Here is a 22,148-nt window from a genome sequence, read left to right as displayed (position 1 = left end):
CAGTTGCAGACCGGAAGTTTCAGCCGGCGTAATACAGCACCGCCACAACATGGCAGGCGGTACCGGCCGCGACAAACAGGTGCCACACGAAGTGGCCGTAGCGCAACCGTGAATCGGTGGCGAAGAAACCGACGCCAAGCGTGTAAAAAAGCCCACCGGCCACCAGCCAGAAAAGCCCCCAGCCCGGAATGAGCTGCAGCATCGGCTTGATGGCGATCACGGCGATCCATCCCATGGCGAGATAGAGGATGGTGGACAGCCGTGGCCAGCGCACGCCCGCAAAGGCTTTGACGGCCACACCGGCCAGCGCCATGGCCCACACCAGCCCGAACAGCGTCCAGCCCCAGGGCCCGCGCAACACGCCCAGCGTGAACGGCGTGTAGGTGCCGGCAATCAGCAGGTAGATGGCGCCGTGGTCCAGGACCTGGAACACCCGCTTGGCACGCATCGCCCGGATGGCAGGCAAGGCGTGGTACAGCATCGAGGTGAAATACAGCACCACCATGGTGGCGGCAAAAACGCAGACCGCCGCCACATCGAGCGCATCGCCGTCGCGCGCACTGGCGATGACCAGGAAAGGCGCCGACACCAGCGCAGCCAGCAGCGCGACACCGTGGCTCACACTGTTGGCGATTTCCTCGCCCAGCGTCTGTTGCCGGTCTTCCTGGCCCCCACGCTTTTCACTTCGTGTAATGCGCTGCCCCCTGAGGGGGCTGGACTTGCTTGGGGCGGCCCTGCGCTGCGTCCGCAATACTGCGTCAGCTACGTCAGGGCCTGCCGAATCGGTCATCGCTTGAGCAATGCCTTCAGCACGTTCTGCACACGCCTGGCGTTGCCGGCGTCAAAGTCGGCGGCCAGCACCTGGGCGGTGTCTTCACCCCAGGTCTCGGCCGGTGCGGGGGCATTGCGCTTGGTCAGCAACTGCAGCTGCAGCATACGGCGCGCGCTGATGTGCTCGGCGGGCGTGGGCAGCTCGGCGGCAATCTCCAGTCGCAGCAGCGCTTCGGAAGCGTCCTTGCCCGAGGGCGTGCTGACGGCCTGCACCCAGCGGTTGCGCACGGCCGGCGCCACGGCTTTGCCGAGGTCCTGCGCGCTTGGCAGTTGCGCCGGGTCGCGCTTTTCCCAGGCTGTCAGCAGGTGCGTCAGCACTTCACCGTGCGCCTGCATCGCGAGTTTTTTGAGCGCCTGGTTGGCGGCGTCAAAGGCTTCGCGCTGGGCACGGAAGGCGGCATCGCCCAGGCGTGGGCCACGCTCTTCAAACGCGGGGCGTGCGTTGCGGTCTCCCCGATCATGACTGCGCGGGCCGCGGTCGTCACGGCCTTCCCGGTAAGGCTCAAACTTGTTGTCGGTGCTCTGGCGCGGGCCGCCGGGCTTGCTGCCGGGGCGCGAGTCTTTGCGGTCGCCAAACTTTCCGCCGCGTCCGGCCGCTACGGGCTCGGGTTTCTTCATGCCCGGTCGGTCGTCGCCGCGCCGTGCGATCACCGGCTTGGGCGCGGGTTTTGGTGCGGGCGCAGGCTCAGCGGGCGCATCTGCTACGTTTTCTGTAGCTGCTTGCGCAGGTTCTGCCTGGGCTGCAGCCTCATTGCCCTTTGCAACGGGGGCGGCATTGATGTCGGCCAGTGCAGCCTCAACCGATGGCGCTGCCGGGGCGGCAACAGGTGCTGACGCCGGTGCGGGCACTTGCCCGCGCACGATGGCTTCCAGCGCCTTGGCAGCCGCGTGGATTTTCTGCACATCGCCGCTGGCGGTGGCGGCTTCCACAGCCTTGGAGGCGTCCAGCACCATGCGGTCGTATTCGCCCAGCGCCGCGGCGGCTTTTTCGCGTTCGGCGGTCTTGCGCTGGAAAGCGTCGTCGATGGGTTTGCGGAAAGCGTCCCACATCTTCTGCTCTTGCTTGCGCTCGATCGGCACGGCCTGCGCTTCATGCTGCCAGCGCTGTTGCAGCGACTTGACAGCGTCGATGCGCAACATCGGCTCGGCGCCCAGCACATTGGCTTCTTCAATCATGGCCTTGCGGCGTGCAATGCTGTCATGGCGCGCAGCGGTCAGCGGAGCATCTGCGGCATCCATCGCAGCTTTCCATTGCGGCTGAATTTCGGCAAACGCCTTTTCACCCAGATGGCCGGCTTCACGCCATTTTTCGACAAAGCCATTGAGGCTGCGGATGTGGTGCTTCCAGTCGGTATTGCCTTTGTTGGCTTCGGCCCACGCCTGCACTTCATCAATCAGCAGCTTGCGTTCAGCCTTGACGGTTTCGCTTTGTTCTTTGACCTTCTCCAGCCAGGCTTCAACAACCTTGTGTGCTTCGTTGCAGGCGTCGTCAAAACGCTTCCACAGCGCGTGGTTGGGCGTGCCGCCCTGGTCACTGGTCTTCCACTGTTCGCGCATGGCGCGCAGGGCTTCCTGTTGCTTGCGCCCGCCCAGCGGCTTGGCCACCAGGGCCTCGGCTTTCACGACGAGTTCTTCGCGGATCTGGTCGGCGCGCCAGCGCTGCCAGCCTTCGAGTTCACCTGCCGCAGTGAGTGCGGCGTGCGCAGCGGCTTCGAGCTTGCTGTCGATGTTGCGAATATGTTCCTTGAGCGCATGACGCAGGTCGGCCGCCACCTTGGGGGTGGACTTGCCATGGCCTTCGGTGACTTCGTGCTCAAGCCGTGCCAGCGCTTCCTGGACGATGGCGGAAGATTTTTCGCGCATGTCTTTGAGCACGGCCGGGTCGATCTTGGCCTTGGGCGCACGTGCGGGCTGCTCACCCGCTGCAGGCGGCAGGCCGCGTGCGGCGCGCAGTTCGTCGGCCCACACCGGCACAGCCGGCAGCGGTGCGGCAGTGTCTTCAGCAGCCTTCTGGGCCTGCGCAAGGGCGCCCTGGAAGGCTTCCCACACGGCCAGCAACTGCGCGCGCGATGCGTCGAGCAGCGGAGGGAATTTGGTGTCCACACTGGCCCAGTTGGCGTCGTGTGTGATGTCATCGGCTTGCGACTGCCAATGCGTGACGTCGCCGCGCAAGGACTCCAGCGCCGCTTCAGCGTCGCGCCAGGGCTTGAGCGACAGCACTTCGGTACGCTGGGCCAGCAGCACGGCGGCTTCGCGCTGCACCTGGGTGCGGTGCTGCAGGTCTTCAATCGTCTTGACGCGGTCGGCCAGCTGGACCTTCAGGCCGGCCAGCGGCTCTTTGGACAGCGGCGCGCCGGCCTTGGCAGCATCGCGCTGCCAGGCCAGGGCGTCGGCCAGGTTGAGCTTGGGCACAGCCAGCAGCGCCTGGGCTTTTTCGGCCCACTCGGCGGCCACGGCTTCCTGGCCTTTGCTGCGCTTGAGTTCGTCGAGCTTTTCTTTCAGCGGCTTGGCGGCGCCCTTGTCGCGGTTGGCCAGGTCTTTGTAGACCTCGGCCATCTGCTCGGCGGTGGGCTCGGTGGCCAGCCAGGTGCGGATGCGCGCCGTGCGTTCACCGGATGTGGGCGCAGAGAAAGCGCCGCCGGTCAGGCCGTCCAGCGGATGGGCTTCAGCCTGCTTGGTGGTAGGCGTTTTCACGGCGGGGGTTTCAGGTTTGGAAGATTTAAACATGGGAGCGCAAGGTCAAAAAATAAGTGCCACCAGCCGCAAGGCTCCCCGGGGAATGGAGGACTTTGCGGGCGGCAGCGGGTGTTGGATTGGATGGGGGGCCGGCGCCGCAACCCGTGTTGCGCGCCCAGGCCCAAAGGCCCCATAAAAGCTTTATCAATAAAGCACTGACGCTATTTTCGCTGTTTTTACGGCATCGCCAAATTCAGCTCCGCGCGGGGTGTCCATTTGGCCTCCGGCGGCACGGATTTGGCGGCCCCCAGAAAGAGCCTTTCAGGCGGTAAATCGCGCGAAGCCAGGTAGTCTTTCACCGCCACGCCGCGCTGCACGGCGAGCTCGCGCATGGCGTCGTCATTCACCTTGATGTCGGCCAGCAGCAGCTTTTCCATCTCGGGCACGGGCAGGTCTTTGGCCAGGCCGACCAGGTTGCGGGGCTTGGGCATGTCGGCGCGTTTGTAGACTTCCTTGAGCAAGGCCGGGTATTCAGCCGGGCTGATGCTGACCGCCGCCGTCGCGGTGCCGCCCTCTTTGGCCGTGGCGCGGCGCTTTTCAGCGCGCACCAGGGCGTCGAGCCGCTCGCGTTTAAAACCGTCGCGTTCGGCATCGACGCTGCTGGTGCCCACCACGGTGAGCCGCAGCGATGGCCGGTCGGCCAGTGCCTTGGCCACTTTGTCGAGGCCGGCTTTGGCCTCCGGGCCCAGCTCGGCGCTGCCGGCGGCAAACCCCACGGTGCTGAGCTCTTCCCCGCCGCCGCCCAGCGCATTGGCCAGCAAGCTGAAGGGTGCGGTGATGGCTTTCACAATCACGTTGAGGATGACCTTGACGATGATGGGCCCGAGGCTGAACTGCGGGTCATTGAGCGAACCACTGATGGGCAGGTCGATGTCGATCACGCCGTTGCGGTCGGCCAGCAGCGCCACCGCCAGCTTGACCGGCAGGCTGGCGGTTGAGCCTTCCACCTTGTCGCCAAAGCTGAGCTGGTTCAGGATGACCTTGTTGGTGGCGGTAAGCCGCCCGTCGGGTTGCACCACATAACCCACGTCCACACTGAGCTTGCCGCGGTTGATGCCGTAACCCGAGTACTTGACCGAGTACGGCGACAGCGGCGGCAGCTCAAGGTCGCGCACCTTGCCCTTGATATCGAGCGCCAGCGGCTTGGCCAGCGGGTTGAGTTTGCCCAGGATTTCCAGCGAAGCCGTGCCTTCGGCGCGCCCGCGCAGCTCGAGGTCGGCCATGTTGGGCACGGTGGCCGTGGTACCCGGCACCGTGGGCGCCACCGATGAAAAGGCGCTGAGCTTGCCGGTCAGGTCGCTGAGGTCGGCCGAATAATTGGGCTTGACGAAGCGGTCTGAGAACAGCACCTTGCCGTTGATCAGGCTAATCGGGCCGAAGTTGACGATGGGCGGCGGGGAGCCGCCAGCCGCCGCGGCGGAGGCCGTCGGGCTGACCGGTGCTGTCGACACGAACTTTGAACCTTTTGAGCTGCTGGACCGCAATGGCTGTGCGCCACCAGCTATTATTTCAGTAGCAGATGAAGCTTGCGGTGAAGATGACGCCGATGATGGCGAAAGGGCCAGGGTGGCCGTTCCGCCTGCTGCACTGGCAGCCACCGCGTCCTTCCCCGGCTTCACCAGGTTCTGCAAATTGATGCGGCCATCGGGCAGGATGATCACGCGCGCAAAGAAGTCGGTGAGCACGGTTTCCCGCACATCCACCCGGGTCGCCTTGGCCGGGTCCAGCGCCACATTCAGGCCGCGCAGGTTCAGGGCCTTCCAGGCCAGCAGGTCTTCGCTGGGCGCCAGCGTGTTGGCGCGGAACTCTTCCAGCGACACATCACCCGCCACCTGTGCCTGCGGGCCAGCCGGTGTCTGCCGGTAAGACACACGCCCCTTGAAGCTGGCGTCCGCGCGCAGCAGTTCGATGTTGAGCACATCGGCAAGGTAGGGCTCGAAGGCCTGCACCGGCAGCCTGTCGACCACCAGCCGGCCCTGCGCCTGAACCGGACTCAGGCCGAGATTGCCGTTGAAATCGACCTTGCCGGGTTCAAACCGGCCGGTGGCCAGGCGCAGTGAGGCGGTCAGCGGCATGGGTTTGGCAGCTTGCGCCTTGGCGTCCGGCCTGTCGTCCAGCATCAGCCCGCCCAGCTGGGCTTTGGCGGCTGTCACTTCAAACACCACCGGCTTGCTGCCCGATTGGTCGGAAAACGACATGGCGCCGCCGTCCAGCTGCACATCGGCAATGGCGACGGCCCATGAAGGCGCCGCCGCGCGTGTTGCCGCGTCGGTAGGGGGCGGCGCCGGCGTTGCGGTGCCCGGGCTCGCCATCCAGCGCTGGTACATCCAGCGCTTGTCGGTGTCGCGGTCGACCTTGGCCTTGGGCTGGTCCAGCTGCATTTTGGCGGCCTTGAAGGACTGGCCCGTCACGTCGATGTCGACCTGCGCAAGCTCAACACGCTTGACGGAAACCAGCGACACCTTGCCCTGCGCCAGCAGGATGTCACTGAGCGCCAGTTGCGGGGCGGTGACCTGCAGTTGCTGCGGCTTGTCACCGCTGGGCGCCTGCCAGTTCACGCCGAGCTGGGCGTCGAGCTGCCCGTTTAATGCTGGCAGCAGGAACTGGCCGACGTATTTGGCGGCCATGCCCAGCGGCCAGGCCGCCACGGTAGCCGTGGCCTGGGCGGTCTGGTCGGTGGCTGTGCCGCTGAAAGTCAATAACGCCGGCGTTGCCAGTGCTTGGGCCACGGGCTGGGCCGGTGCTTTGGCGGACGGCTTCGCACCGGGTCTGGCCGGTACAGGCACTGAAGCTGCGGGCGGCGGCTCCAGCCCCAGCGAACCATTGAACCGCAGGGGCGCGTTAGCCGCAAAAGGCATGGCGATGCCGGAGGCATCGAGCGTCAGTCCGGCGAGGTGAATGTCGGCGGGTGAAGCCAGCGTTTCGTCCAGCCAGTTCACACGCCCGGCACGCACCGCCACGCGGGCGATCTGCACTTTCCAGGGTGCGGATGAAGGCGTGGTTTTAGTTGAAGGTGCAGACGCCGGGGCACCAGCCGAAGCCGCACCAGCAGGTGCCTGGGCTTGAATATCGGAAGAGTTTTGGCCTGCAGCCCTTTCTGGCTGTGCGCCACCAGCTCCTTTTTTAATAGCATCCGGCGTCCCGGGCGGCAGCAGATTCAGCCGCCCTGCCCGGTCCCGGGCGAGGGACAACGTAGGGGCCGTGAGCTCTACCGCAGACAGTTTGACGAACTGCTCCAGCGGGCGCACGTCGTCCATCGTGATCTGCAGGCGCTCAAACGCGAGCAAATCCGCGCGGGCCGGCGGCAGGGCTTCGCTGTCGGCAGCGCGCTTGCCGGATGCACCGGGTTTTGCAGCCCGCGCCGCCGCCACAGCCGGCGACTGCCCGACCGTTTGCGCGGCCAGCACACGAACCTTTTCCGCCGTCACGGTTCCGGAAATCCGCACCACCGTGGCGGGTGTCTGCTCAAACGCGACTTTGGCGTCGGCATGCAGCACCGCGCTTTGCAGCCTGACGGGCAGGCTCGCCGGCCAGTACGCCAGGTAAGGGTTCAGGTCAAAACCGCGCAGCGTGAAGGTGGCGTCGGTTTTGTGGGTCTGGGCAAAGGGCGTGCCTTCGGCAGCGGTGTCAAAGCTGCTGCCGTTGAGCTTGAAAGCCAGGTGCGGCGAGGTTTTGACCTCTCGCTGCGATTTGAGGTTGCTCAGGAAAGGCACCGACAGGCCCAGATCCCGCAGTTCATGGGTCTTGCCGACCGACTGGTCGGTGAAGTCCATGCGCCCGCCGCTGACGACGATGTTGTAGACCGCGAACTTCGGCGGATCGCCGGGCGGCGCGTCTGCGGGTGTTTTGAAGCGCTCCAGGATATCGTCGATGTCGTAACGGCCGTCACCTTGATGGGTAAGAAACGCGACGGGTTCGTCCACCTGAACAGCGTCGGCCACTGGGGCGAGGCGAAGCAGGGACTCCAGCTCTGCATCTATATATAGGCGCTTGACGGAAAACTGGGGTGTTGCCTGGGGAGAAGCTGCCGAAACGCCACCCACAGGGCCGGCACGGGCAATGGCCAGGTCGCGAAGAGTCAGTTCGAGCGACCAGGGCTTGAAGTCGACCTCGCCCACGGTGACCTGGCGGCCCAGCTTTTCAGAAGCGATCTTCTCCAGTTGGGATTTGAGGATGGGCGGCACGGCCGCATAAGCCAGCGCCCACAACACCAGCAAACTGCCCACTGCCCAAGCCGCGCGCCGCTGCCAGAGCGGCGACCGGCCCACGGCGGCAGCCCTGGCCGGCAGTGTTTTTCCGATTTCCCGCCAATTGGTCTCGCGCCAGTTGAATTCCTGCCATTTGTTCTTCAAATCTTTGATTGCCATAGGCGTCGAGTTTTTAGCGCCGGGGCCGCCAGGTCAATGATTTATTTGAAAAAGACGGTCAACCGAAGGGCATTGAGGCCTGTGAAAAGCGCGCCCCCAAAAGAAAAAACCCCGGGCAGTCAGACCGACCGGGGTTGACGGCGGGCGTTTATGCTCATGCCGTCGGGGTTCCGCAAAGAAGAGAGTTATCGTCTCCAGTGCGATGAAAGCAAGTGATTGCTTCCAGATTTTCCGGGGTTGGTTACCCGGTTGGATGCGTGAGTGAACACGCAATTGCAGGTTAAACCCCTGCCGTCCCGCAAGCAAGACCATCTTTTCAATCACAGCGCAGGATGTGATTGCCGCTGCCTTTTTGTGTGCTCCGGGGCCACCCGCGCCGGCCTCAGGTGCCGATCCGGCGACTACATGCAACATGGAAAACGGCCTACAACCGCAGCCGCGAAAGGCTGATCGCGCTTTTTAGAGGCAAAACTTAACTTAGAGCTCCATCTCAAATAAAGCCCGTAAACACCTTGATTCAGGCCGGTTTTGCCGGAAATCAAGGTTTTTATTTGACTTTTTAATATAAAGAATCAATTTGTTATTATTGACAGGTTATTAACCAACCCCATAGAATCCCGCCAGTCCCACGAATCCTAGGGACAACCCGAACCCGCTGCCCTATTCCTCAAAGAAGCCGGCAACGTCAAACAAGGGTCAACACCCACAAGGCTTGCCTTGGTTTGATGGCGACCCAATCAAAGCCTGCCTGGCCCCCCAAAGGGCCTGCAAGCGTAGAAAGGAGTGCTATGACAGCGCTAGGACAATTCGGCCTTAACCTGAATGTCAACGCACACATCAAGAATGTGCGAAGCAGTGTTTCAAACATTGTTGACGACATCTCCCAAGGCTTTTTCGAGATTACCCACAACAGCTTCGCCCTTCTGGGCCTGGCAGTCGTGTTTGCGGTGATCACCCTGACTGCCCGGCCCGACTTGCGTCAGGCCGGTGAATTCAAGCTCATGACCTGGCTGCAGCAGCGCCAGGAAGCCGCCATCGGTTTTACCGAGCCGGCCGCCATTGAGCGCGCCACGGCGTCCAACCCGAAAGACCTGCCCGCCCAACAGGCGGCGGTGGCTTACTGGCTGAGCAAGAAGTACGGCGTCGCGCCCGAGCCGCTGAGCGTGCTGGTGGCCGAGGCCTTCGAGATCGGCCAGAAAGCCAAGCTCGACCCCACCCTGATCCTGGCCATCATGGCGATCGAGTCCGGCTTCAACCCGTTCGCGCAAAGCCCGGTCGGCGCCCAGGGCCTGATGCAAGTCATGACCAAGGTGCACCACGACAAGTACGACAACTTCGGCGGCAAGCTGGCGGCGTTTGACCCGGTGACCAACCTGCGCGTCGGCGTCAAGGTGCTGCAGGAATGCATCGCCCGCGCCGGCTCTGTCGAGGGCGGCCTCAAATACTATGTAGGCGCAGCCAACATGGACGACGACGGCGGTTACGCCGGCAAGGTGATGGGCGAACATGCCCGCCTGCTGGCCGTGGTGGCGTCTGCCTCCAAGCGCGGTGCGCCCTCGCCTTTCTTCACCACACCCGGTGGCTCGTCGCGCCCGGTGCCGGCCTCCCTGCCGGCCACGCCCGAAGCTGAAGGCAAGACGCCTGACAAGGTGGCGTTGCTGAACCAGTCCTGATTCGGGCGACTTGGGGGTCTTTTCACCCCATGCACTGCAAAAAAAGCCGGGCCGCCTACAGCGCTCCGGCTTTTTGCTTTTCGGGGTGCAGGTGAAGAAGCCCGGAAGCGGCAGGTTTTGGGCGCGCTCAGTTACACTAGCGAGGTGCGCGACTGGCGATAGGCTCAAGGTTTTCGCAACCATTGGAGCTGACGTGGGACACCACTGGGAAGCGCACCGCTGAAAGCCGTTGGGCCGAAGCGTTTAGCCGTTCGCCTGGGCAGCCCTTGTTTCAATAGCAGGGACCACGTCTTTAAGGACTGCCATGTACCACCGCAACATCCTGGTTGAACAAACCGACCCTGAAATCTTCGCCGCCATCCAGGCTGAAAATGCCCGGCAAGAACACCACATCGAGCTGATTGCCAGCGAAAACTACGCCTCGCCCGCCGTCATGGCCGCGCAGGGCTCGCAGCTCACCAACAAATACGCTGAAGGCTACCCCGGCCGCCGCTACTACGGCGGCTGCGAACACGTCGACGTGGCCGAGCAGCTCGCCATCGACCGCATCAAAACCATCTTCGGTGCCGAGGCCGCCAACGTGCAGCCGCATTGCGGCGCATCGGCCAACGAGGCCGTGTTCCTGGCTTTCCTCAAGCCCGGCGACACCATCATGGGCATGAGCCTGGCCGAAGGCGGCCACCTGACGCACGGCATGGCCCTGAATATGAGCGGCAAGTGGTTCAACGTCGTCTCCTACGGCCTCAATGACAAGGAAGAGATCGACTACGACGCGATGGAGCGCAAGGCCCACGAGGCCAAACCCAAGCTGATCATCGCCGGCGCCTCGGCCTACAGCCTGCGCATCGATTTCGAGCGTTTCGCCAAGGTGGCCAAGGCCGTTGGCGCGATCTTCATGGTCGACATCGCCCACTACGCCGGCCTGGTGGCTGCGGGCGTGTACCCCAACCCGGTGCCGCACGCCGACATCGTCACGTCGACCACACACAAGAGCCTGCGCGGCCCGCGTGGCGGCATCATCCTGATGAAGGCCGAACACGAAAAAGCCATCAACAGCGCCATCTTCCCCGGCCTGCAGGGCGGCCCGCTGATGCATGTGATTGCCGCCAAGGCCGTGGCCTTCAAGGAAGCCATGGCGCCCGAGTTCAAGGCTTACCAGCAGCAGGTCGTGAAGAACGCGCAGATCGTGGCCGACACCCTGACCCAGCGCGGCCTGCGCATCGTCAGCGGCCGCACCGAAAGCCACGTCATGCTGGTCGACCTGCGCGCCAAGGGCATCACCGGCAAGGAAGCCGAAGCCGTGCTGGGCAGCGCCCACATGACGATCAACAAGAACGCCATCCCGAACGACCCCGAAAAACCGATGGTCACCAGCGGCGTGCGCATCGGCACCCCGGCCATGACGACCCGCGGCTTCAAGGACGAAGAAGCGCGCATCACGGCCAACCTGATCGCCGACGTGCTGGATAACCCGCGCGACGCGGCCAACATCGAAGCGGTCCGTGCCAAGGTCCACGCCCTGACCAGCCGTTTCCCGGTCTACCGCTAACCATGACGGACAGCGCAGGCACTATGATTTTAATAGCTGCCTGCGCTCGTTCTGATTGGGCTGGAGGCCGATTTACGCCTTCAAATTCGAGCTGCCCATCATGAAATGCCCTTTTTGCGGCCACCTTGAAACCCAGGTCGTGGAGACGCGCGTGGGCGAAGATGCCGAATTCATACGCCGCCGCCGCCAGTGCGGCGCATGTGAAAAGCGCTTCACAACCTATGAGCGGCCCGATGTCACCTTCCCGTCCATCGTCAAGAAGGACGGCAGGCGCATCGAGTACAAGCGCAGCAAAGTCCTGGCGTCCCTGAACCTCGCGCTGCGCAAGCGGCCCGTCAGCACCGAGCAGGTCGACTCGGCGGTTGAACGCATCGAGGAAAAGCTCCTGAGCCTGGGGCTGCGGGAAGTGCCGTCCAACCGCATCGGCGAGCTCGTCATGCGTGAGCTCCGCAAGCTCGACAAGGTGGCCTATGTCCGCTTTGCGAGCGTTTACCGCAGCTTCGAGGATATTGACGAATTCAAGACCTTGGTGGACGAGGTCAGGCGGTAGAAATCGCTCCGGGTCCGGCAAAAACCCTACCCGCCACCAGATTAATGGTAGTCGGAGCCCGACAGCCGGAGCCTCGCCCGTCAACGGCGGTTCCTATACTCACGACATGCGAATGACCGTGTGCTCAACCTCCTTACGCCGCCCAGCCAAAGCGACCCCGCGCGCTTGCGACGCAGGCTTCACCATCATCGAAATCATGGTGACAGTTGCTGTTTTAGCCATGATTTTGGCCATAGGACTGCCTAATTTGAGGGAGTTCATGGTTCGAAACCAGGCAGGCGCCATTACGGCTGAATTTTCCAATGACGTCTCGCGTGCGAGGATTGAAGCGATCAGCAGAAACAATTGCGTCACCATCTGCATGTCGAGCAATACCTCCAATGCCCTTACCGGGGGCACCCCCACATGCGCAACGGCGGGGAGCAACTGGCAAGCCGGCTGGATAGTTTTTTCCAATCCCAGTTGCAGCGCCACACAAAACGACCCGACAACGGTCGGCTCGACACTGATTTCAGTGCGCCAGCCTGGCGTCGACAGCTTTGACCTGTCAGATAGTGCTTCTTTGAAGCGCCTAACGTTCGATTCTCGAGGGCTTGCATCCATTGCCCAGTCCAACTTCTCGCTTTCATACATCCTCGAAAGCAACACCAGTCCTCACTACCGCTCTATTTGCATCACTTCAGCAGGCCGGGTAAGTGTCAAAAAATACGGAGGAGTCAGCGCATGTCCATGAGTCGCCAGCGAGGTGCAGGCCTGATCGAGGCCTTGATCGCCATGCTTATTCTTTCCATCGGTGTGCTCGGCATGGTCGGCATGCAGACGGCTTCGCTCAAGTACGAGCAAACCGGATGGGTGCGATCGGCGCTGTCGTCCAGCATCAGCAGCTTTGCGGATCGCATCAGGGCAAATGCCAGTGCGGACGCAACCGCTTATAACTTCTCCCGCACCTACGCCGCTGAACGTACATCCATTGATGGAACCCCGACCTACCTGAACCCGGCCAAAGATTGCAACACTGCAACCTGTACCCCGACCGAGCTGGCGGCCTATGACATCACTATCTGGCGTCTTGACCTGAACAACCAGCTGCCGGGCGCGGTGGGCATCGTAACGCCCACCGGAACCAAAGGCGTGGACTTGCGCTTCCTGGTGACCGTTGCCTGGTATAGCAAAGACAACCTGGACGGTACAGGTACAACACTGCGTTCACCCGACATATGCACGGCGACCACCACAGGAATCGCCGCAAGAAACTGCTGCCCCACTGCACTGGGAACGGCTACCGCCCTGGCCGGCGTTCAATGCGCCAATCTTGAGATGATTCCATGAAGACACTTCACATCGGAATGGCGCAGCCGCGCTACCGCCAACGCGGTTTGACACTGATCGAGCTGCTGGTCAGTCTGGTCATCGGCCTGGTCCTCGCCCTCGCGGCAGCGGCGGCATATCTGGGCACCCGCTCGGCCGCTACAGCCTCAGCCAATATGGCGATGCTCAATGAGACCGGCAAGCTTGCACTGGACATGATTGGCCGCGACCTTCAGATGGCGGGTTTCTACCCCATGATCATGTCCACCACCTCCGCGGCCTCAGGTAATTTGGGGGGATTCACCAATACCAAATACTCAACCGCCGTGGCCTATAACCAGGGGCTGTTTGGGTGCGACGGCGCGGTGTTCAATCCCACAACCAGGGCTTGCGGCAGCACGGTAGCCACTGCGCCAGATTCGGTTGTGATCAACTATTTCACCATGCCAGAGCTGGATGCATCGACCTTTGGGAGTGGGTTCGACTGCCTGAGGCAATCTGTTGACCTTGATCCCAACAATGCGGCGCAGATTGCCGATGGACGGCCGCGCTACGTATCCAACCGTTTTGGCCTGGTCGCTACCAGCTATACGGCCCAGGGCGTCGGCGGTACCACCCGGACAGTGAATACCAAGAGCCTCGGATGCAACGGCAATGGAAAAAACCCGGAAGACACCATTTATCAACCGATTTTTGAAGGCATTGAAGACATGGTGATCCGATATGGGGTGGCCGGGACAGCTGGGACGTCTCCGGAGACCTACCATACCGCTGCCGAAGTGACTGCATTGCCCGATGTCGCGGGCTTCACATCATGGCAGCGCGTAACCGCCATCAGGGTGTGTTTGCTGACCCGTACGCCGGAAAACTCGCGCACCCAGGACAAGGCAGGCTCCTTGCGCAGCTATGCCAACTGCCGGGGCGCCAACATCACCTACGCGGCCACCGACCGGACTATTTACAAGAAATACGAGCGCGTATTTGCCATTCGAAATAACTTGACAGGTATTTACTGATGCGAGCCGGCATGCCAATCACTACAGCGCGCCTCGAAAGAGGAGTGTCCCTCCCTATAGTCTTGATGTTCCTGCTGGTCATCACGATTCTCGGGACCATCGGGATGCGACGCGCAACCACGGGTGAAACGCTCTCGAGAAACCAACTCGACTACGAAGTCGCCCGCCAGGCCACAGAAGCCGCACTACGCGACGCAGAGCGCGACTTGAAATTGGCAGGCCCTCTGCGTCCCAATGCCTTGTGTGCGCGCGACGACGACAGGCCCATAAAAGAAAAAACCATGGGGCCCTACTTCGACCCAAGCTGCCCCAGAGGGCAGTGCCGGAACCCACTGGACTATTACTACACGAGCAACTACACCACCGTCACCAACCCTGAACCCTGGTGGCCGACCATCAACGGGAAAAAAGGGCTGTGGGAAGGTCCGCCTGCCACGCCCAGCGCAAAACCAAGCGACGCGGCAGGTGCAGGCACCAATTGCACCTTCACCGGTGCGGTACCCCTGGGCACCTTTACCGGTGTTGCCAGATTTGCCGGTGTGGCAAGGCAGCCTGAATACCTGATGGAATATTTCAAAGGTTCTGCAGGCGATGACATCGTCATTCGCATCAGTGCCCGTGGTTTCGGGGCAGACATCAACACTGAAGTTGTAATGCAAACCTATTACCGTCCTTTTCTCCCAAGCAATTAAGGAAAATCCGTGAAAAAAATTATCACCATTGCCGGATTTTTGTTTGCGGCGCTCACTTCGCAAGGGGTGGCATTTGCACAGGCACTGACCCCGGCCATTCCGCCAAACATCGTGACCTCGTCGCCGAGGCCCATGATCATGCTGAACATGTCGAAAGACCATCAGCTTTTTTACCGGGCGTACGACGAGTTCTCGGATCTTGACGGCGACGGAATTCCCGAAACAACTTACAAGCACAGCTTTAACTACTACGGGTATTTCGATTCCTATAAATGCTATAGCTACAGCGGCACGACAAACCGCTTTGCCCCCGTTAGCACCAACACGGACAAATATTGCACGGGCAACTGGAGCGGCAACTTCCTGAACTGGGCCACCATGACCCGCATGGACGTGGTGCGCAAGGTGCTGTACGGCGGCTTGCGTTCCACCGACACCAATGCACTGACCATTCTGGAGCGTACCAGCCTGCCGACAGATGCCCATTCATTCGCCAAGTATTACAAGGGCGACGATCTGGATCAACTCACCCCTTTTACCGCCAGCCAGCTTGCGGCTTCGAGCGTCATCAGCAACGACAACACCAATAATGCGCGACGCCTTATTGAGTTTACGTTCAATTCCAACAAGGCTCACAAGAACAATCCCGGCACCGCGCCGGCCGCAGCTATTGCCACCACTTGCCAAACTCTGGTTGAAACTTACTATGGCGGCGCAACCAATGCCCCCCCTCAGTACAACTGCGTGACGCATTCCGTCGCCCAGGCCACCACATTCAATGTCGAGGTCGGCGACCAGATCAGGGCAGTGAACACGCCCACGCCAACCCAATACATGGAAGGTGTTGCAGTGGCCGTCGACCCTGCCTGGATCACCATGGTGGTCACGCCAACGGGTTATGTCGGTGCCACCGCCGGAACACCGACACTGACCATCAAGCAATGGACCATACAGAATCTGACCCAGACCTCAGCCACCATCTGCAACACCACGCTGGGTGACAACCTGACCGCCAACTCGCCGTTCAATACCAACACAACAGGCAACGGCGATTCACACACCAACGCCAACCCGCCCTTGATGCGAATCGCCAAGGGCGACTACCAGCTCTGGAATGCCAATGAGCGGTGGCAGTGCCATTGGAGTGGAGAAAAATCCGCCTCCAACGGCAATAACGTAGGCGTTACGGGACTGGGCTCCGGCTCCAGCAATCCCACAAAGGGCACCCAGGGGGTCGTCATTGGCGCCACTGGCCCTGACTTTATCGTGCGGGTCGAGGTTTGCGCATCGGCGCTGCTGGGTACAGAAAATTGCAGGCAATATCCGTCCGCGAATTTCAAGCCAATCGGCTTGTTGCATGAGTACGGGGAAGGCAACCTTGCCGAATTCGGGCTGATGACCGGCTCCTTTGCCAAAAATATCAGCGGCGGCGTCCTTCGAAGTAATTTGCAGTCGTTCCAAAATGAAGTGAACTACACCACCGATGGCACGTATACCTCCGCGCAGGGCATCGTTTACACCATCAACAAGCTGCGCGTTTACGGATATCGCTATAGCGACGGCACCTACATTGGTGACGGCAACTGTACTTTCCAGCTGACCTCGCTAACGGACAACCAGTGCACCAGCTGGGGCAACCCCATGGGTGAGATGTTCACCGAAACGCTGCGCTATCTTGGCGGCCTGTCGCCAAGCGGCACTTATGACTACACACAAACCGGCTCGAAAGATGCCGCCATGGGCCTGCCCAAACCGGCATGGGTTGACCCGGTGAACCGGGCTAATGCCGCCGCCAAAACAGCGGCCGATGCCATTTTCGGCCAGGGCCAGTGCCGCGCCATCAATGCCATTAACTTCAATGCCAGCGTGACGTCTTATGACAACAACACCAGCACTCAATGGAGTCCTTTCGCCACATTGCCGGGCAGCCCAAGCCTGGTCAACATGATCAATGTGATTGGTACGGATGAAGGAATTCATGGCAACAAGTTTTTCATCGGAAACAATGGCACCACAAACGATGGAACCTGTACCGGCAAGACAGTTTCCACGCTGGCTGCGGTAGATGGTCTGTGTCCTGACGCCCCAACGTATGCGGGCTCGTATGCGCTGTCTGGTGCTGCCTATTGGGCCAGAACCAACGCCGTGCGGACGCCGACGGCCGCGCAACTGATCGCCAACCCGGATGCGTTCAAGGTCAAAAGCTTTTCAGTTGCGCTGTCTCCCGGTAAACCGCGTATTGAAGTCCCCCACCCGACGATCGCAGGCCGAAAAATCATCATTCAACCCTCCTACCAGCTGGTTGCGGGCGGCACGGTTGGTGGCGGTACCCTCGTTGACTTCCGCGTAGTGGGCACGCCGACTGCCACGTCAGGGAAATTCCTGATCATCTGGGAAGACTCTGAACAAGGTGGTGACTATGACAGCGATGCCTCCGGTATCCTGCGGTACGAGGTCATAGGCACCAAGTTGTATGTGTACACCCGGGTTTTCAACGCCGCGTCGGTGAACCCCCAGGGCTTTGGCTACACCATATCCGGCAGCACCAAAGACGGCGCGCACTTCCATTCCGGTATCTATACCTACAGTTTCACAGACAGCACCACGCTGACCGTGAAGAAGGCTGACGGTACAGTGCACCCCAATATCAATACATCGGGCGGCTGCAACAATTGCGAAGTGAACCAGGAAGAGAGCCGCGCTGAATATGATTTTGGGACGGCAACCGCTGCTCAGCTTCAGGATCCGCTTTGGCTTGCAGCGAAATGGGGCGGGTTCAGTAAAAATGAAAATGTCACCGTACCACCGTCTGATCCGAAAATTTACTTCGAAAAACCCACCACCGACAAGGCCAACTGGGATGTGAAGAAGCTGGATGGTACGCCTGGCGCAGATGGCTACCCGGATAACTATTTCCTGGCAATTCGCCCCAGCGAGCTGGAAAAAGCCTTGCGCGCCGCCTTCAGTGCGATTGTGGGCGCTTCCAACACGGCGCCTGCACTTGCCGCTTCGCAGCTCACGACTGGCAGCCTGAAATATCTGGCCAGCTTTGACGGCGACGACGGCCATGGCGAAGTGCTGTCATTTATCGTCAAGCCTGACGGTGACTTTGATATTCGCCTCAAGAGCGACGGCACGCTGGACCGCAGCTATTACTACTGGGATGGCCATACCAAATTGACGGCGTCCACTTCGCGGCAGATCATTACCAATGTCGGGAACTCGACCGGCACGCCATTTACCTGGGCAGCCTTGTCGAATGCCGTTAAAACGACTGCGGTGGGCGGCACAGATGCAACGGCCCAGGCCAAGCTCAACTGGCTTCGGGGCAGCCGCGTTGACGAAACCCCGACAGGTCTCCGGTTCCGAAAACGCAATACCAATTCCATCATGGGGCCTGTCGTCAACTCCAACCCCGTGGTGACCTCGAAGCCCAACGCAGACTATTTCGGAACCCTTTTCCCAGGCTACGGTACGTTTGTCACAGCCCAAAAAGACCGCAAGAGCATTCTCTGGATCGGTGCAGGCGATGGCATGCTGCACGGCTTCAACGCTTCCGCAGTCGTATCGGAAGGCGGCACACCCATCGTTTCGTACGTGCCACAACTTGTTCATTCCCGCCTGCAGAACTGGGTAGACCCCGCTGGCGAAAAAGTCCAGTCATTTATGGATGGAACGCCCTACTCCGCGGACGTATTGCTGGGATCCACGATCACCAATGCCGCAGCGCCCGGCTATGACGCCTTGGTCCCTGCAGCCGCCTGGAAAACCTATCTGTTTGGGTCTTTGGGACGCGGCGCCAAGGGTGTGTTTGCTCTTGACGTAACGGATCCGGATACCTTGACAGAAGCAAATGCAGCGAACGTCTTCAAGTGGCAATTCTCCGAAGCAGACGACAGCAGTGGCGACCTTGGATACAACCTGGCGCAAATGGGCACCACGAATCGTTCAAGTCGACAAGCCGGCGCTGTTGCCAAGATGAACAATGGCAAATTTGCGACGATTGTTCCTAACGGCGTCAACAGCACGAACGGATCGGCGGCGCTCTATATCCTGTTTGCAAATGGCCCGTATAGCGGTGTCTGGACGCCCGGCGTGAATTACGTCAAGCTGGTGGCCGCCGCCGGGCCCAGCAATGGGTTGTCGCAAGCTACCTGGGTGGACACGAACAATGATGGGGTCGCCGACGTCATCTATGCGGGTGACCTCAAGGGCAACCTGTGGAAGTTCGACGTTTCAAGCCCCAACCCAGCGCTTTGGAAGGTTGCTTATGCCAATACGGATGGCACCAACAAACGGCCATTGTTCATCGCCAAGCCTACAGATGCATCGGTGAACCGCCTGCCCATCACCTCTGCACCAGAGTATCGGTTCCATCCATTGGGCGGCGTGGTGGTTAATTTCGCAACCGGCAAGTCCATTGTCAGTTCCGACTTCCCTGACGGCTCCGGCAACGTTAATGGGATTTTTGGCATCTGGGATAAACCCATCTATTCCAGCGCCGCCTACATTGCGGATCCGTCGCTGCTCGACAATACGACGACCGGCCTTCCCCGCCTGCGGACGCAGCTGGCAGCCCGCACATTCGTACGCATTACTGTGGATGACGCGGACCCCACCAATGGCATTCTGGGCCAAGGCTATGTGACTGGCGCAGCCATGGACTGGACGAACAACAAGGGTTGGTACATCAATCTGCCGGACACCTCGGAAATGGTGGTGAGTAACCCGACCATGAGCCAAGGCCTGCTGGCAACGGTATCCATCGCACCGTCCGCCACCAGCAGCAACATCTGCTTTAGCGGGCCCGCTGCTTACATCACCTTTGTAGACCCCATCACGGGCTTGCTGAACACGGGGCTCTTTGGCACGATCACGATTGGCGGTGTCGTTTATAACGTCGCGTCCGTCAAGATCATCGACCAACGTGTCACCGTCTCCGGGGATTCAACCGGTACCGCATGTGCCTCGGGGGAACTCAATTGCACAGCTGTCGTTGGTGATCGCACCAGATTGCAGGGCAAGGGAGACAACACGAAAGCGCGAATTTACTGGCGCGAAATTCCCTCCTTCAAGACCAGGTAAAACCTATGAAAATTCCTTTCCACAAGGCAACCGCGAAAAATCGACCCCACGGCGTTGCGCCTCGAAGCAGGGGCTTCACACTGATTGAGCTGATGATCGTGGTCGCCATCATTGGCCTCTTGAGTGCTGTCGCGCTTCCGAGCTACAAGGAGTACGTTGCGAGGGGGCGCAGGGCCGAGGTTCGCACCGTGCTCCTTGAAGCTTCTCAATGGATGGAGCGCCACTACACGGAAAACATGAAGTACGACACCAATACCGCGGGGACCGCGGTGGCCGATTTGTTCCCGGCGAATCTGAAGCAATCACCCCGTGATGGCGGTGGCGCCTACAGCATTGCCGTATCTGCCGCGGCAGCAAGAACTTATACCGTCACCGCAACGCGCAATTCACCTGGCCCAATGTCTGCTGATAAATGCGGCGACTACCAGATCACGAATACGGGCGTAAAAAGCAACGTGAATTATTCAACAGCATTTTCTTCTGCCCAGGATGCAGCCACTTCTTGCTGGAAATGATGAGCCCAGCCGCACCAACCGGTGAAACATAAGAAGGAAAGACGTTTTTCTCAGCACAACCGCTGGGTGATTGCGGCCATTGCTTCCCTACTCATGCACGGTAGCGTGCTGTTGTTCGTATCGCAATCCATCGAAAAACCCGGAAAAACTGCAACTGCGGCACGTCCGGCGAATCACAGCATGGTCGTTCGGGTCATGACCGAGCCCAGCAATGCTGCTCAGGCAGAACCCACCGAGTCCATACCGCCTGAAAAGCTTGCGGCAACTATCAAACCAGCGCCTGCTGAAGGTTTGGTTGCCCCCGGCCAGGAGCTTTCTTCCACCAGCCCGAGAAAGCCCGGCATGTCTGATGTTCGTTTTTTTGACATTGAAGAGGTCGACCAGCCGGCCCTTCCGATGCTCGACTGGAACTTTCCGGACAAAACTGCAACAAGCCTGAAACTGCGTCGTCTGGTCATAGAAATATGGATTGCAGAGGATGGCCGTTTGCTGGATATGAACATCATTTCTTCGAGACCAGAAATCAGCCGAAGCCAGCAAGCCGAAATCATAGAGGCGCTTATGCAGACGAAAATGACCCCCGCGACAAGGCAAGGGAATATAGTCGCCAGTCGCAGGGTGCTGGAAATGGGCTTTGCCTCAGAATGAAATCCCTGACCCTACAACCTTTCAGCTTAAATCTGCCCCGTTAGAAAATCCATCATGAACCCAGCGATGCTGCAGACCTTGCGTGTGGCCGAAGAGGCGTTGTATCTCAGCGCGCCAAACCCTCGCGTAGGTTGCGTCCTGACCGATTCAGGTGGAAGCAAAATTTTGGGAACTGGCCATACCCAGCAGGCAGGCGGCCCCCACGCCGAAATCATGGCCCTGCGCGATGCAGCGAATAAAGGCCACTCGGTCAAAGGCTCCACCGCCTATGTCACCCTCGAGCCCTGCTCCCACCACGGACGAACAGGCCCCTGCTGTGATGCATTGACTGCCGCTGGCATCAAAAAGGTGGTCGCCTCGATAGCGGACCCCAATCCGCTGGTGGCCGGCCAGGGATTTGAGCGCCTGCGGGCCGCCGGCGTCGAGGTGGAGGTCGGGCCGGGCGCCGAGGAGTCCAGGGAACTGAATATCGGCTTTTTCAGCCGGATGATCCGCAAAACCCCCTGGGTCCGCCTGAAAGTTGCCGCTTCGCTGGACGGCACCACGGCGCTGGCCAACGGTCAGAGCCAGTGGATCACCTCGCCTGAGGCGCGGACAGACGGCCACGCGTGGCGGGCCCGGGCCTCCGCCGTGCTGACGGGCATCGGGACCCTGCTGGAGGATGACCCTCAGCTGGACGTGCGGCTGGTGGAAACGCAGGTGCAGCCCTGCCGCGTGATTGTCGACAGTCTGCTGCAAACACCGCCTGGTGCCAGGATATTCCAGTCAGGAGGTCCGGTGTGGATCTACACCGCCACACGAGGCTCGCCACAAGAAGCCGCGCTGGTCGCCAAAGGTGCGACGGTCACCTGCCTGCCCGACGCCCGGGGAAAAGTGGATCTGGCGGCCATGATGAAAGACCTGGCGCAGCGCGAAATCAACGAACTGCATGTCGAAGCCGGCAGCAAGCTCAACGCATCGCTGATCCGCAGCGGGTTGGTGGATGAATTCCTGGTTTACCTCGCGCCCAGGCTGCTTGGGCCTGGCCAGGGCATGGCTGCCCTGGAACCCCTGCAAACGCTCGCGAACGGGCTCCAACTCCAGTTCCTGTCTACCGACAGGGTCGGGCCCGACCTGCGTATCGTCGCTCGCCTGGCGGGCCGGGAAGCTTTCTAGCGCAATGGTGGACATCGGTCTTC

The 22,148-nt window shown here is 60.8% G+C and carries 14 protein-coding genes and 1 riboswitch; of the genes, 11 read left to right on the top strand and 3 right to left on the bottom strand.

Annotated features, from left to right (window positions below; genetic code table 11):
* Positions 1-19: 19 nt before the first annotated feature.
* The 3 genes from trhA to AC1DWQ_RS06855 form a co-directional block, all read right to left on the bottom strand.
* On the bottom strand, positions 20-790 hold the full coding sequence (gene trhA / locus AC1DWQ_RS06865) for a PAQR family membrane homeostasis protein TrhA (protein WP_477668980.1): 771 nt from the start codon (positions 788-790) through the stop codon (positions 20-22).
* Complete coding sequence (locus AC1DWQ_RS06860; protein ID WP_477668979.1) at positions 787-3,558, bottom strand: DUF349 domain-containing protein; 2,772 nt, start codon at positions 3,556-3,558, stop codon at positions 787-789. Before AC1DWQ_RS06860 ends, trhA begins: the two co-directional genes overlap by 4 nt.
* Positions 3,559-3,743: 185 nt before the next feature.
* Positions 3,744-7,934, bottom strand: coding sequence for a DUF748 domain-containing protein (locus AC1DWQ_RS06855; RefSeq protein ID WP_477668978.1), 4,191 nt, complete (start codon positions 7,932-7,934; stop codon positions 3,744-3,746).
* Positions 7,935-8,722: 788 nt separating this feature from the next.
* Here AC1DWQ_RS06855 and AC1DWQ_RS06850 point away from each other — a divergent pair.
* The 11 genes from AC1DWQ_RS06850 (at position 8,723) to ribD (ending at position 22,125) form a co-directional block, all read left to right on the top strand.
* Positions 8,723-9,607, top strand: coding sequence for a lytic transglycosylase domain-containing protein (locus AC1DWQ_RS06850; RefSeq protein WP_477668977.1), 885 nt, complete (start codon positions 8,723-8,725; stop codon positions 9,605-9,607).
* A 138-nt stretch (positions 9,608-9,745) separates the two neighbouring features.
* Positions 9,746-9,875: riboswitch (ZMP/ZTP riboswitch) on the top strand.
* A 36-nt stretch (positions 9,876-9,911) separates the two neighbouring features.
* Positions 9,912-11,156, top strand: a complete 1,245-nt coding sequence (gene glyA / locus AC1DWQ_RS06845; protein ID WP_477668976.1) for a serine hydroxymethyltransferase — start codon at positions 9,912-9,914, stop codon at positions 11,154-11,156.
* Positions 11,157-11,256: 100 nt separating this feature from the next.
* A complete protein-coding gene (nrdR, locus tag AC1DWQ_RS06840; RefSeq protein WP_457280253.1) occupies positions 11,257-11,706 on the top strand; it encodes a transcriptional regulator NrdR in 450 nt (149 codons plus the stop codon).
* On the top strand, positions 11,627-12,439 hold the full coding sequence (locus tag AC1DWQ_RS06835) for a GspH/FimT family pseudopilin (protein WP_477668975.1): 813 nt from the start codon (positions 11,627-11,629) through the stop codon (positions 12,437-12,439). Before nrdR ends, AC1DWQ_RS06835 begins: the two co-directional genes overlap by 80 nt.
* Positions 12,430-13,035 carry a type IV pilus modification protein PilV gene (gene pilV, locus AC1DWQ_RS06830; RefSeq protein WP_477668974.1) on the top strand — a complete coding sequence of 202 codons (606 nt, stop codon included), beginning with the start codon at positions 12,430-12,432 and terminating at the stop codon, positions 13,033-13,035. Before AC1DWQ_RS06835 ends, pilV begins: the two co-directional genes overlap by 10 nt.
* Positions 13,032-14,030, top strand: coding sequence for a PilW family protein (locus AC1DWQ_RS06825; protein WP_477668973.1), 999 nt, complete (start codon positions 13,032-13,034; stop codon positions 14,028-14,030). Before pilV ends, AC1DWQ_RS06825 begins: the two co-directional genes overlap by 4 nt.
* Positions 14,030-14,722, top strand: coding sequence for a pilus assembly PilX family protein (locus AC1DWQ_RS06820; protein ID WP_477668972.1), 693 nt, complete (start codon positions 14,030-14,032; stop codon positions 14,720-14,722). Before AC1DWQ_RS06825 ends, AC1DWQ_RS06820 begins: the two co-directional genes overlap by 1 nt.
* A 9-nt stretch (positions 14,723-14,731) precedes the next feature.
* Positions 14,732-19,807, top strand: coding sequence for a pilus assembly protein (locus tag AC1DWQ_RS06815; protein ID WP_477668971.1), 5,076 nt, complete (start codon positions 14,732-14,734; stop codon positions 19,805-19,807).
* A gap of 5 nt (positions 19,808-19,812) precedes the next feature.
* Positions 19,813-20,322, top strand: a complete 510-nt coding sequence (locus tag AC1DWQ_RS06810; protein ID WP_477668970.1) for a type IV pilin protein — start codon at positions 19,813-19,815, stop codon at positions 20,320-20,322.
* Positions 20,323-20,343: 21 nt separating this feature from the next.
* Entirely contained in the window at positions 20,344-20,970 is a 627-nt protein-coding gene (locus AC1DWQ_RS06805; protein WP_477668969.1) for a hypothetical protein, read from the top strand.
* A 54-nt stretch (positions 20,971-21,024) separates the two neighbouring features.
* The gene (gene ribD, locus AC1DWQ_RS06800) at positions 21,025-22,125 is read left to right on the top strand and encodes a bifunctional diaminohydroxyphosphoribosylaminopyrimidine deaminase/5-amino-6-(5-phosphoribosylamino)uracil reductase RibD (RefSeq protein ID WP_477668968.1); all 1,101 of its coding nucleotides are present in this window, start codon (positions 21,025-21,027) and stop codon (positions 22,123-22,125) included.
* Positions 22,126-22,148: the final 23 nt, after the last annotated feature.

The sequence above is a fragment of the Polaromonas sp. P2_G11 genome, from assembly GCF_056403595.1.
The sequence above is the reverse complement of the archived record's forward strand: the minus strand, read 5'-3'. Positions and strand labels throughout refer to the sequence as shown.

What these genes read in the sequence shown, in the direction of transcription:
- trhA (WP_477668980.1), bottom strand. Translation starts at nt 790, where the DNA reads ATGACCGATTCGGCAGGCCCTGACGTAGCTGACGCAGTATTGCGGACG.
- AC1DWQ_RS06860 (WP_477668979.1), bottom strand. Translation starts at nt 3,558, where the DNA reads ATGTTTAAATCTTCCAAACCTGAAACCCCCGCCGTGAAAACGCCTACC.
- AC1DWQ_RS06855 (WP_477668978.1), bottom strand. Translation starts at nt 7,934, where the DNA reads ATGGCAATCAAAGATTTGAAGAACAAATGGCAGGAATTCAACTGGCGC.
- AC1DWQ_RS06850 (WP_477668977.1), top strand. Translation starts at nt 8,723, where the DNA reads ATGACAGCGCTAGGACAATTCGGCCTTAACCTGAATGTCAACGCACAC.
- glyA (WP_477668976.1), top strand. Translation starts at nt 9,912, where the DNA reads ATGTACCACCGCAACATCCTGGTTGAACAAACCGACCCTGAAATCTTC.
- nrdR (WP_457280253.1), top strand. Translation starts at nt 11,257, where the DNA reads ATGAAATGCCCTTTTTGCGGCCACCTTGAAACCCAGGTCGTGGAGACG.
- AC1DWQ_RS06835 (WP_477668975.1), top strand. Translation starts at nt 11,627, where the DNA reads ATGTCCGCTTTGCGAGCGTTTACCGCAGCTTCGAGGATATTGACGAAT.
- pilV (WP_477668974.1), top strand. Translation starts at nt 12,430, where the DNA reads ATGTCCATGAGTCGCCAGCGAGGTGCAGGCCTGATCGAGGCCTTGATC.
- AC1DWQ_RS06825 (WP_477668973.1), top strand. Translation starts at nt 13,032, where the DNA reads ATGAAGACACTTCACATCGGAATGGCGCAGCCGCGCTACCGCCAACGC.
- AC1DWQ_RS06820 (WP_477668972.1), top strand. Translation starts at nt 14,030, where the DNA reads ATGCGAGCCGGCATGCCAATCACTACAGCGCGCCTCGAAAGAGGAGTG.
- AC1DWQ_RS06810 (WP_477668970.1), top strand. Translation starts at nt 19,813, where the DNA reads ATGAAAATTCCTTTCCACAAGGCAACCGCGAAAAATCGACCCCACGGC.
- ribD (WP_477668968.1), top strand. Translation starts at nt 21,025, where the DNA reads ATGAACCCAGCGATGCTGCAGACCTTGCGTGTGGCCGAAGAGGCGTTG.